Source organism: Pelatocladus sp. BLCC-F211 (genome assembly GCF_041928655.1).
Lineage (GTDB): Bacteria > Cyanobacteriota > Cyanobacteriia > Cyanobacteriales > Nostocaceae > Pelatocladus.
Genome location: NZ_JBHFLM010000081.1, coordinates 22,166 through 34,701 on the forward strand (window position 1 = coordinate 22,166; position 12,536 = coordinate 34,701).

A 12,536-nucleotide genomic window follows, 5' to 3' on the forward strand; every position below is an offset into this window, starting at 1 on the left:
AACAAGAATTTACATACTCACTTAAATAAATAAAAATATTGGGGATCGGGGATCGGGGATCGGGAAGATATTTGTTAAATAATTCTCCCTTGTCTCCCTTCCCTTGTCTCCTTTCCCCGATCCTTGATCCCCTTTCCCCTTTCCCCTATAAATTGAAAATTGACAGACTACTAACATCAGTATCTGCACTAATATGTCCAGCATTTGTCAAAATAGATGACGGTGATATCAATTCCAGAAGATATCGGCAAAAAAATGCGCCTACTATTGCCATCTCTAGCAATAGACTACTTCTTGCACTCTTGTAGGGCAAGGGTCAAGGCTCAAAGGCAGAGGTTTTTTCATTCTTCAACCTTTACTCCTTAACTTTTTCTCGATTTCTACAAGAGGTTTAATGCATGACTGCAAAGATGGCGATAAATTGTCGGATCAAGTATCTGGGATAAGTACATAATGATGGACGAATATAAACAGATAAACAACACAAGTCAGCAAGTGGGTGAACCAACAGAGGTCAAGCAAGCAATGAATAGTGACTCCTCAGTTCCAATCAATGCCAACGAACCTGGCACCGAGGCGACAGACGAAGTGACAACCGAAAATAACGTATCTGAAAACACAGTTACAACCAGCCAAGAAAATGGGGTTGCTGGTAATCAGACAACTACAGTTGATACGGCTGCATCAGCACAGATGAATCAACAAATCGAATCTCTCAAAGCTCAGTTAGAAGAACGTAGCAGCCAGTATATGCGAATTGCGGCAGATTTTGAAAATTACCGCAAACGCACAATCAAAGAAAAAGAGGATCTAGAAGTGCAAGCAAAGCGGAATGCAATTAATGAATTGCTACCAGTAGTCGATAATTTCGAGCGGGCGCGATCGCAAATCAAACCCCAAAACGATGGGGAAATGGGAATTCACAAAAGTTATCAAGGAGTTTACAAATTACTAGTAGATAGCCTGAAGCGCTTAGGTGTATCACCCATGCGTCCCGAAGGACAACCATTTGATCCCAACCTACACGAAGCAGTTATGCGCGAACCTACGGATGAATATCCTGAAGGAACAGTGTTAGAAGAGTTAGTACGCGGATATTACTTGGGCGATCGCGTGCTACGCCATGCAATGGTTAAGGTGGCTGCTCCTAAAGAAGATACCCCATCTTCAGAGGAAAATCAGTCTCCTCCAGTAACATAGTTAAATTAGTCGTCATTTGTCCTTTGTCAATTGACCAATGACTAAAATAGGCGATTATCGCGTATAAAAACGTACAAAAGGTAGTCCGCGAAATATAAAGCCCGAAGTTTTGTCGCCTTCCTCAGTGGAAATGCTTACGGAGGGACAGTTATCAATGGAGCAACACCACTGAAACAACTGTCCCCCAAAAGCTGTTACTTATACTTCGAGTAAAAAATATTCAATAAAAATATCGAGATATATGGGAAAAGTTATTGGGATCGACTTAGGCACTACCAACAGTTGCGTCGCAGTTTTAGAAGGTGGTCAACCAATTGTCATTGCCAATTCAGAAGGCGGACGAACTACTCCTAGTATTGTGGGTTTTGGCAAAGGTGGTGAGCGCTTGGTCGGTTCACTGGCAAAGCGCCAAGCTGTAACAAATGCTGAAAATACAATTTACAGTATAAAACGCTTCATAGGTCGTCGCTGGGATGACACAGATGCAGAACGCGATCGCGTACCTTACAACTGTGTCAAAGGTCGAGATGATACTGTTGATGTTCAAATTCGTGGACGTAATTACACACCACAAGAAATTTCCGCGATGATCCTACAAAAACTTAAACAGGATGCGGAAAACTTTTTGGGTGAACCAGTAACAAAAGCAGTAATTACCGTACCTGCTTATTTTACAGATGCTCAAAGACAAGCAACCAAAGATTCTGGTACAATCGCTGGACTTGAAGTACTGCGGATCATCAACGAGCCAACCGCAGCCGCTTTAGCTTTTGGTTTAGATAAGCAAGACCAAGAACAGTTAATTCTAGTCTTTGATTTGGGAGGTGGAACTTTCGATGTATCCATCCTGCAATTAGGGGATGGTGTGTTTGAAGTCAAAGCAACGAGTGGTAATAATCACTTGGGTGGAGACGATTTTGATAACTGTATCGTCCGTTGGATGATAGATATATTTTTACAACAAGAAAAAATCGATCTTTCTCAAGATAAAATGGCCCTGCAACGCTTGCGGGAAGCAGCAGAAAAGGCAAAAATTGAACTCTCAAGCATGATGAGTACTTCAATTAACTTGCCGTTTATCACTGCGGATGAAACAGGCCCAAAGCATTTAGAAATGGAACTCGCTCGTGCCAAATTTGAAGAATTGACGGGTCATTTCATAGAAGCCATCATCAAACCGATGGTGCAAGCACTCAAAGACGCAGACCTCAAACCACAAGATATTGATCGAATTATTTTGGTAGGGGGTTCTACTCGTATTCCTGCTGTCCAAAATGCCTTAATTAAATTTTTTAACGGCAAAACACCAGATCGCTCTATTAACCCAGACGAAGCAGTAGCACTCGGAGCCGCTATCCAAGCTGGGGTGCTGGGTGGCGAAGTTGATAATCTGCTTTTATTGGATGTTACACCCCTGTCACTGGGAATTGAAACTTTAGGAGAAGTATTCACCAAAATCATCGAACGTAACACCACAATTCCCACCAGTAAATCTCAAATTTTTTCCACAGCGGTTGATGGACAAACCTCTGTGGAAATACACGTCCTTCAAGGTGAACGGGCGATGGCAAAAGATAACAAAAGCTTGGGCAAATTCCTACTCACAGGAATTCCCCCTGCGCCTCGTGGTGTACCGCAAATCGAAGTTAGTTTTGAAATCGATGTCAACGGTATCATGAAAGTCTCTGCCCAAGACAAAGGTACAGGTAGAGAGCAGAGTATTCGGATTACCAACACAGGTGGCTTAAGCAGCAACGAAATTGAACGGATGCGACAAGAGGCTGAAGTGTTCGCTGAAGAAGACAGAAGGCGTATACAAATAGCAGCATTGAAAAACCAAGCGGACAATTTGTTGTACAGTTACGAATCAACACTCAAAGATAATGGCAACTTGATTGGCGAACAGATGAAAAGTTTGGCAGATGAAAAACTTGCTCATCTCCAAGCAGCAATTTATGAATCAAGCATTTCTGTTGCAGAATTCAAACAGCGCTTAGAAGATTTCCAGCAAACTCTATTTAGCATTGGGGCTGAAGTCTACAATCGTGTTAACGATGGTCAAACGGATGATGTTCTTTCATATCCAGAGAGTTCTTCTAGTCCTGAACAATCTGAACCATTGCATAGCACGCTGACACCGCAATTTAACTTTAATTTTGAAGACGAAAATACTCTACATGCTGATTATGAAGCCATAGAGTAAACATCGACCTATTACCGTGTTTATAGGTTTAGATAACAAAGTTCACAGTTTCTTCCAAACACCCAAAAACTACCAGCCACCAACAAACTAACCGCTATCTTTTTTGCTAAATTATAGAAATGATTTGCTTTGTCATCAGATTCATGGGGGGTTTTCCACACCTATAAGTGCGGCTAGCCCCTCTAATTGATGGGCAGAGTTTTGCTCTTATACGTAGCACAATTGTAAAAGAGACAGCTTCAGGCCAAAGCTTTTGTCGTTTTTTACGGCAGTCGCAACAACGGAATCCCCAGTGCATTGGGCGGCTTGTCGCCTAATGCACTGGCTAGGGAACCTCCAAGGGCGCAGTGGCTCTGCAATTGGCACTGCTTTACGAAGAAAGTACCTGTTGCTGGCAACTTGCTGGTGATTTATATAAAAGGTAAAAGGTAAAATTATATTATTAAGAAAATTTAACTGTTGCCTTCTGCCTTCTGTCTGCCCAAACTTCTTGGGGCGATATTTCGTCTCATGATTTCTAGAGGAAGTTGCAACTCAATAGAGTTGACGCCTAAAGTCTTGTGCGTCTACGAAGTTATAACTGCATAGCTGCTTTCTACCTTTTAACTTTCACCTTTGCTATATGGCCCGCGACTACTACGAAATTCTGGGTGTCTCTCGTGACGCCGATAAAGAAGAAATCAAACACGCCTATCGCCGCCTAGCCCGGAAGTATCACCCAGATGTGAACAAGGAACCGGGAGCCGAAGAACGCTTTAAGGAAATTAACCGTGCCTATGAGATACTCTCAGAACCCGAAACTCGTGCTCGTTATGACCGCTTTGGTGAAGCTGGAGTTTCAGCAGGCGCTGGTGTAGGCTACCAAGATGTGGATATGGGCGGTTTTGCCGATATCTTTGAAAGCATCTTCAGTGGCTTTGCTGGTGGTATGGGTACTCAAACGCAAAGACGACGCAGTGGTCCAGTTAGGGGTGATGACCTACGGCTAGACCTGAAGTTAGACTTTCGAGAAGCGGTATTTGGTGGTGAAAAGGAAATTCGCATTTCGCATTTAGAGACTTGTGAAGCTTGTAATGGCTCTGGTGCCAAACCCGGTACTCGCCCTCGTACTTGTTCTACTTGTAGCGGTTCGGGTCAAGTACGCCGTGTGACGAGGACACCATTTGGTAGTTTTACTCAAGTATCGACTTGTCCCACCTGTAATGGTACAGGTTCGGTTATAGAAGACAAATGCGATGCTTGTGACGGTAAGGGTGCAAATCAAGTTACCAAGAAGCTCAAAATTACTATTCCTGCTGGGGTAGATAACGGTACACGCTTGCGGATATCTCAAGAAGGTGACGCCGGTCAACGTGGAGGTCCACCAGGAGATTTGTACGTCTACTTGTTCGTCAATGAAGACCAAGAATTCCAGCGAGAAGGTATAAATATTCTTTCGGAAATAAAAATTAGCTATCTCCAAGCGATTTTAGGTTCTCGTTTTGAAGTTAATACGGTAGATGGACCTGTGGAACTTACGATTCCACCTGGTACTCAACCAAATACGGTGATGAAGTTAGAAAATCGTGGTGTGCCACGTTTGGGGAACCCAGTGAGTCGGGGCGACCACATGATTACAATATTGATTGATATTCCCAACAAGATAATTCCAGAGGAACGAGAATTGTTAGAAAAGCTAGCTAAAATTAGAGGAGACCGCACTGGGAAAGGTGGTATAGAAGGTTTTTTGGGCAATTTCTTTCATCAAAGATGAGTCTATTTTCTGTTTCAACTCCTGATGCTCAACTGGATTTGCGCGGCACCCCTTGCCCGATTAATTTTGTACGCACAAAACTTCGTTTAGAACAAATGCAACCCGGATCTTTATTAGAAGTTTGGCTAGATCCTGGTGAGCCAATTGAGCAAGTTCCTGATAGTCTGACAATGGCAGGTTATCAGGTAGAACAAATTACAGACTGTGCTGGCTATTTTTCTTTGTTAGTACGCCGTCCCATTAGTACCTCATGACAGAGGAAGTATTACAAGATTCCTTGAGGTTTTTGGGTACGGTGTTAGCCGTGCAAGCTAATTTTTATCGAGTACAGCTTGATCTAGGAAGTGAGGAAAAAGACAAGGAGGACAAGGAAGACAAGAAGCTATTTTATCCCTTACCTGTCCCTTCTTCTTTGTCTCCCCCATCCCTCTATCCCCCGCTCTTGCTTTGTACTCGTAGAACGCGCTTAAAAAAAATTGGGCAGCAGGTAATGGTAGGCGATCGCGTCCTGGTAGAAGAACCAGATTGGGCTGGTAAACGAGGCGCGATCGCTGATGTTTTACCCAGAAAAAATCAATTGGATCGTCCAGCGATCGCGAATGTCAATCAAATTCTTTTAGTTTTTGCTGTCGCTGATCCCCCTTTAGAACCATACCAACTCAGCCGCTTTTTAGTAAAAGCTGAGTCTACAGGTTTAGATGTGGTTTTATGTCTAAATAAAAGTGACTTAATTACAACTCAACAGCAAGATCAAGTAAATAAACACCTCATCAACTGGGGTTATCAGCCAAGTTTTATAAGCGTATATAAAAGTATAAATATTGACAAATTATCAATCCGGCTAAAAGATAAAATTACCGTCGTTGCTGGCCCTTCAGGTGTCGGAAAGTCAAGTTTAATCAATGCTTTGATTCCTAGTATCAACCTACGAGTAGGTGAAATTTCTGGTAAACTTGCCCGTGGTCGTCACACTACCCGCCACGTAGAGTTGTTTGATTTGCCTAGTGGTGGTTTGTTAGCGGATACGCCCGGTTTTAATCAGCCTGAATTGGATTGTTCACCAGAAGAATTAGCTGTTTATTTTCCAGAAGCGAGACAGAGGTTAGCTGTTGCTAGATGTCGATTTAGTAACTGTCTGCATCGAGACGAACCTGATTGTGCAGTTCGGGGGGATTGGGAGCGTTATCAGCATTATTTAGAGTTTTTAGAAGAAGCGATCGCACGTCAATCTCAACTCAATCAACAAGCTGATCCAGAATCTACTATTAAAGTCAAAACAAAAGGTAAAGGTAAGCAAAAGTACGAACCGAAATTAGAAACTAAAAAATATCGTCAAAAATCTCGGCGGACACAGTTACAAGAATTGCAAGAATTATATCGAGAGAGCGAAGAATAGGGATTAGGAATAGAGAAACATAACTACTAATGACCGATACTTCTTTGAAGATATAAGCTCCCAGATTTCATAAGTGGAGTCAATCCAAAATCCAAAATCCAAAATCTAAAATTGATTTACAACAATGAAAGCAGAAAGCCGACTCCTTTCAGGTGTGGGGACGGCGGCTGAAATGTCGGACGCAGGTTTCGACATCGCCGCCTCATGAATGCGTAGCAACTTTAGTTGCAGTCTCAGTTTGGTAAATTTGTTGCGGAAGATGATTTTAAAAAACGTCCATCTAACTTGGTAGCGATATCTTTGACAGAGATAGAAGGTTGTTTTTCAGTTAAATACATAATTGTGGTAAATGACCCAAAATTACTACGACGGAAGCCGATGACGTCAAAATTTACTGGTAGGTCTTGTACCTTTGCACCTAAACTAAATCCAGTAGAGTTGTTAGCGAGTTTATTCGTTTCTGGGAGATTTTTGTAACCTAACAATTGAACTTGCTGATCTGATGGCAATGTTTGTTGTAGTTTTTTGATTTCTTTCTCAAATTCTGGTTTTTGTACTTGCTGTAAAGCAGCATCGAATTGAGCTTGTTGGGTTGGATTTGCTAGCATTCCCGTAAAGCCCATAACTACTTCCATTTTTTTGGGGTCAATAAAGGCAAAAAAGTTATTTAATGGCAGATTTTCTTTAGCAATTAGCTGTTTAAAAGGTTCCAACTGAGTCGCGATCGCTTCTTTGAGTTCGGGTGGAATTTCTTTATACCCAGATGGCAAATCTTGAAGTGTCAGTGTAGTGATTTGTATCGGTGCTTTTTTTTCTAAAGCTGGGGAAGTTGCTTCTTTGGGTGTATCAGCAGAAGGAACTGCTTGAACTGGGATAGCCACAAAAACAGCACTAGTGAAGATGGATAAAATTAAAGCAATTTGCTTTTTCACTTGTAATAATTTCATAGGTAAACAAAAAACGCCTTAACTTTTCTACGTTAGTCTTTAATTTTTGTAAAAACTAATTGAGAAATTTCCATCTCTTCTTTTTTTTCCTGTCAGTTCCGCACAAATTCGCTGCTTTGTTTGAAGAAGGTAGTCCCATTAAAAAATTTCACTGCCAAGCATGAAAATAAGACTCCTCCTAGACCCCATACCATCACACGCTTATACCCACTATAAATTTGTGGGCAATTCATCCAGCATAGCTGCTTTTTTCGAGTCTGGAGTGTCAGCCATCATAAAAGAATTGCCTAAAGCCTGTTACGATCCCCAGAAAGTCTTAAAATATTGTTAACTTCTGCCAAATCCCCAACCTTAGATATATTAATACCACCCCGAAATCATTATGGCTATCGGCTACGTTGCGCTAGTACTTCATGCACATCTGCCCTTTGTCCGGCATCCAGAAAGTGACTATGTACTGGAAGAAGAATGGCTTTATGAAGCTATTACAGAAACTTATATCCCTTTACTACGAGTTTTTGAAGGTTTAAAGCGAGACGGTATAGACTTTAAAATCACTATGAGTATGACACCACCTTTGGTGTCGATGCTGCGTGATCCGTTGCTACAAGAACGCTACAACGAACACTTAGCAAAGTTGGAAGAACTTGTAGAACTAGAAATTGAGCATAATGCTCACAACGGTCATATTAAATATTTAGCCGAACATTACGCCAGTGAATTTAACTCTACACGAAAAATCTGGGAGCAATATAAAGGTGATTTAGTAACAGCTTTTAAGCAGTTCCAAGATACAAATAATCTCGAAATCATCACATGCGGTGCTACCCATGGTTATCTACCACTGATGAAAATGTATCCACAAGCTGTGTGGGCGCAGTTACAGGTAGCCTGTGAACACTATGAGGAAATTTTTGGATGTCCGCCTAGAGGAATTTGGCTACCTGAATGTGCCTACTATGAAGGTTTAGAGCGGATGCTGGCAGATGTTGGGTTGCGCTATTTTCTGATTGATGGACATGGTATCCTCTACGCCCGTCCCCGTCCCCGCTTTGGCACCTATGCTCCTATTTTTACAGAAACTGGTGTGGCTGCTTTTGGACGTGATCATGAATCCTCTCAACAGGTATGGTCTTCTGAGGTAGGTTATCCTGGTGCGCCGGAATATCGAGAGTTTTACAAAGACTTGGGTTGGGAAGCTGAATACGAATACATCAAGCCCTACATTATGCCCAATGGTCAGCGAAAAAACACGGGGATCAAATATCATAAAATCACTGGTCGAGGTCTCGGTTTAGCAGATAAAGCCCTCTATGATCCCTATTGGGCAAGGGAAAAAACTGCCGAACACGCTGCTAATTTTATGTATAACCGTGAGCAGCAAGTAGGGCATCTCTACGGGATTATGCAGCGTCCGCCAATTGTGGTTTCCCCCTATGACGCGGAATTGTTTGGACATTGGTGGTATGAAGGGCCCTGGTTCATTGATTATTTGTTCCGCAAGTCATGGTACGACCAACAAACGTATCAAATGACTCATTTAGCGGATTATTTACGCGTCCAGCCAAATCAGCAAGTTTGCCGTCCATCTCAATCAAGCTGGGGTTTTAAGGGTTTCCATGAGTATTGGTTGAATGAGACGAATGCGTGGATTTACCCACATTTGCATAAAGCTGCTGAACGTATGATTGAACTATCTAAAAGAGAAGTAGCAGATGAACTGGAATGGAAAGCACTTAACCAAGCAGCAAGAGAGTTACTTTTAGCACAATCTTCCGACTGGGCATTTATTATGCGGACAGGGACAATGGTTCCTTATGCTGTGAGAAGGACGCGATCGCATCTCATGCGGTTTAACAAACTCTACGAAGATATCAATATCGGCAAAATCGATAGCGGTTGGTTAGAAAAAGTCGAGTTTATGGATAACATATTCCCTAGCATCAACTATCGCGTCTACCGTCCGTTGTAATTCCAAAATATGACCACGAATGCACACAGATAGACACTAAATGATATTATTTGTGTGCATTTTTTGTGTCTAATGGTGTCAAACACTATCTTTGATTATTAACTTTGGTATCTTTGTAGCTCATCCTATATTTTCCATGCCATTGGTGCCATTGCTCGATTATGATATTTTTCTGCAAGCTTAAACACTCATCCAATTAAAACTTACTATGGCACAGCAATACCGCATTACCTTACTTCCTGGCGATGGCATCGGCCCTGAAATTATGGCTGTGGCGGTAGACGTGCTGAAAGTCGTGGAAAAAAAATTTGATCTTCAGTTTGAATTCCAAGAAGCACTGATCGGTGGTGCAGCAATTGACGCCACAGGGGAACCTTTACCAGCAGCTACTTTAGATGTATGCCGCAACAGCGATGCAGTATTATTAGCGGCGATTGGTGGTTATAAGTGGGATTCTTTACCATCTCATTTGCGTCCAGAAGCAGGTTTACTTGGACTACGTGCAGGTTTGGAATTATTTGCGAATTTGCGTCCGGCGAAAATCATACCCCAGTTAATTGATGCTTCTACTTTGAAACGAGAAATCGTCGAAGGCGTTGATATTATGGTGGTGCGCGAACTCACTGGTGGAATTTACTTTGGTAAACCCAAGGGAATTTTTGACACGGAAACTGGTGAAAAGCGTGGTGTCAACACAATGGCCTACACCGAGTCTGAAATTGATCGCATTGGTAGAGTTGCATTTGAAATAGCACGTAAACGCCAAAGCAAACTCTGTTCAGTAGATAAAGCCAATGTTTTAGAAGTATCGCAACTGTGGCGCGATCGCATGACGAAGTTAGCAGCGCAATATCCGGATGTGGAACTCACTCATCTGTATGTAGATAATGCTGCTATGCAGTTAGTGCGCGCTCCTAAACAGTTCGATACTATTGTCACAGGGAACCTGTTTGGCGATATCCTTTCAGATGCTGCTGCGATGCTCACTGGTAGCATTGGCATGTTACCTTCTGCTAGTTTAGGTGCTTCCGGTCTAGGAGTGTTTGAACCTGTTCATGGTTCTGCCCCTGATATTGCTGGACTTGATAAAGCTAATCCCCTAGCCCAAGTTTTGAGTACAGCCATGATGCTGCGCTATGGTTTAAACCAAGCCGCCGCCGCAGACTATTTGGAAAACGGTGTGTTGCAAGTTTTAGCAAATGGCGCTCGAACCGGAGATATCATGTCTTCGGGTATGCAACTATTGGGTTGTCGTGCGATGGGTGAGGCTTTAATTCAAGTATTGGAAGAATAATCTGCCATAGTAGCAAACGAAAATTTTAGCAACCATTGCTGAAACTTTCGTATACACTATTAACACAAAACCTCATAACTATACTCAATAAGTCGTGTACGCTTTACGACAAGAACAAGTAAACTATACCAAACCTAAGAACCAGCCACCTTTGATTGATCCTGCCGTCATCAGAGCAGCTGGTAAAATCTACTACACTTACTGCGAAGTACACCCTGAAATGGCTGGACAAGCATCTGGTGTAGCAATTAACCGTGATACTCATCGGGGCAAGGTGATTTTTAATGGTCAACCAGCCCTCTTGCCCGCAGAATGTTTTGTACCTTTGAATCAAATTGAATCACATATGTATTAGTCTTTGGTTATTGGTCATTGGTCATTAGTCATTGGTGTTATACAAATGACATAGACGCGCAAGCGTTTACCCGCAGGGTAAGACAAAAGACAAATGACATAGCACTGATTATGGATACTTTGATGCTCATCCTGGCAAATTTAATCGTATTTGCCTTGGGTATTTCTATTGGCAGTTTTATTAATGTTGTGGTTTATCGGCTTCCTGCTGGTTTATCCCTGCTTTTTCCTCCTTCTCGCTGTCCTCATTGCTTAACTAAACTTAAGCCATACGATAATGTACCAGTGCTAGGTTGGCTATGGTTAAAAGGCTGTTGTCGTTATTGCCAAGGTAAAATTGCTCTGCGTTATCCTGTGGTAGAAGCGGTAACAGGACTGTTATTTATACTAATTTTCTGGAATTTTAATGTATCTTTGTTTACGATTAGTTACTGGGTATTTTGTAGTTGGTTACTAGCATTGTCACTGATTGATTTAGATACAATGACTTTACCAAACCAACTGACTCAATCAGGATTAGTGATTGGGATAGTGTTTCAAGCAGTAGTTGGTTTTTTGCCTGATGGCAGCTGGACAAGAGTCGCTAGTAACTTGATGACAGCGAGCCTGGGAATAGTACTAGGATTGTGGCTGTTTGACGCGATCGCTACAGTTGGTTCAATTATTTTTGGTAAAACTGTAATGGGTGGAGGTGATGCCAAGTTAGCAGCCATGATGGGAGCCTGGTTAGGTTGGAAGTATTTACTCTTGGCTGCTTTTGTTGCTTGCTTGTTGGGAGTATCCGTAGGTGGCGGTATGATTATCTTATCGCGGCGAAGATGGGGATACAAAATGCCTTTCGGCCCGTTTCTAGCTCTTGGATCTGTAGTGACTTTGTTTGGTGGTGAGACAATTTTGTCTAGCTACTTACGGTTGTTTGTCAATGGAAGGTAAAAGGGAACAGGAAATAGGGAATAGAGACTTGCATGGAATATTTGCACATATATTCTTTGCAGAAAGCCGAAACATGAACTTACAAGGAGATAGAGAAAAAGCAGCCTATTTCAGGACACCCTTACTTATCAACCTTCAACTGTAAACTTCATTACCCTTAATAGTATTAAACTTCTGTTAAGATTAATTCTGTAATGGTGGATAACTTTCTTTACAAAATTAAGGGTGTAAAAACTAAACTAATGCCGCAATATCTAGCTGTTTACCACATATCAACAGTTTATTATTGGTCTGGGGGTGAACTTCTATCTCAGGGATGGTATATCCATAGCTTTACAGGTAAATTTGGGATATGAAGGATTAAAACAAAGCAATATTTCCCCTGATCCGACTCTGAAATTTACTCTGTCCAATAACTAACTGTATATTCTTCATACCTGAAAAGTTATAAACTTCTTGGCATCTAGAACAACACACTTGAACT

The 12,536-nt window shown here is 41.9% G+C and carries 10 protein-coding genes; 9 read left to right on the plus strand and 1 reads right to left on the minus strand.

The window, feature by feature from the left end; genetic code table 11:
• Positions 1-456 precede the first annotated feature (456 nt).
• The 5 genes from grpE to rsgA all read left to right on the plus strand — a co-directional run bounded on the left by grpE (position 457) and on the right by rsgA (position 6,552).
• Positions 457-1,200 (plus strand): nucleotide exchange factor GrpE, encoded by a 744-nt coding sequence (gene grpE / locus ACE1AT_RS10065; protein WP_374867873.1) that lies wholly within the window; start codon positions 457-459, stop codon positions 1,198-1,200.
• Between the two features lie 241 nt (positions 1,201-1,441).
• Complete coding sequence (gene dnaK / locus ACE1AT_RS10070) at positions 1,442-3,403, plus strand: molecular chaperone DnaK (RefSeq protein ID WP_374867819.1); 1,962 nt, start codon at positions 1,442-1,444, stop codon at positions 3,401-3,403.
• Positions 3,404-4,025: 622 nt separating this feature from the next.
• Positions 4,026-5,156 carry a molecular chaperone DnaJ gene (gene dnaJ / locus ACE1AT_RS10075; protein ID WP_374867821.1) on the plus strand — a complete coding sequence of 377 codons (1,131 nt, stop codon included), beginning with the start codon at positions 4,026-4,028 and terminating at the stop codon, positions 5,154-5,156.
• Positions 5,153-5,410, plus strand: a complete 258-nt coding sequence (locus ACE1AT_RS10080; RefSeq protein ID WP_374867823.1) for a sulfurtransferase TusA family protein — start codon at positions 5,153-5,155, stop codon at positions 5,408-5,410. Before dnaJ ends, ACE1AT_RS10080 begins: the two co-directional genes overlap by 4 nt.
• Entirely contained in the window at positions 5,407-6,552 is a 1,146-nt protein-coding gene (rsgA, locus tag ACE1AT_RS10085) for a small ribosomal subunit biogenesis GTPase RsgA (protein ID WP_374867825.1), read from the plus strand. The genes ACE1AT_RS10080 and rsgA overlap by 4 nt, the downstream gene beginning before the upstream one ends.
• Positions 6,553-6,785: 233 nt before the next feature.
• Here rsgA and ACE1AT_RS10090 read toward each other — a convergent pair whose 3' ends face one another.
• Positions 6,786-7,484, minus strand: a complete 699-nt coding sequence (locus ACE1AT_RS10090; protein ID WP_374867827.1) for a hypothetical protein — start codon at positions 7,482-7,484, stop codon at positions 6,786-6,788.
• A 397-nt stretch (positions 7,485-7,881) separates the two neighbouring features.
• Here ACE1AT_RS10090 and ACE1AT_RS10095 point away from each other — a divergent pair, with 397 nt between their 5' ends.
• From ACE1AT_RS10095 to ACE1AT_RS10110, 4 genes are all read left to right on the plus strand, one after another.
• The gene (locus tag ACE1AT_RS10095) at positions 7,882-9,471 is read left to right on the plus strand and encodes a glycoside hydrolase family 57 protein (protein ID WP_374867829.1); all 1,590 of its coding nucleotides are present in this window, start codon (positions 7,882-7,884) and stop codon (positions 9,469-9,471) included.
• 208 nt (positions 9,472-9,679) lie between these two features.
• Positions 9,680-10,765 (plus strand): 3-isopropylmalate dehydrogenase, encoded by a 1,086-nt coding sequence (leuB, locus tag ACE1AT_RS10100; protein WP_374867831.1) that lies wholly within the window; start codon positions 9,680-9,682, stop codon positions 10,763-10,765.
• Between the two features lie 94 nt (positions 10,766-10,859).
• Positions 10,860-11,120 carry a hypothetical protein gene (locus ACE1AT_RS10105; protein ID WP_374867833.1) on the plus strand — a complete coding sequence of 87 codons (261 nt, stop codon included), beginning with the start codon at positions 10,860-10,862 and terminating at the stop codon, positions 11,118-11,120.
• Between the two features lie 110 nt (positions 11,121-11,230).
• Complete coding sequence (locus ACE1AT_RS10110) at positions 11,231-12,052, plus strand: prepilin peptidase (RefSeq protein WP_374867835.1); 822 nt, start codon at positions 11,231-11,233, stop codon at positions 12,050-12,052.
• Positions 12,053-12,536: the final 484 nt, after the last annotated feature.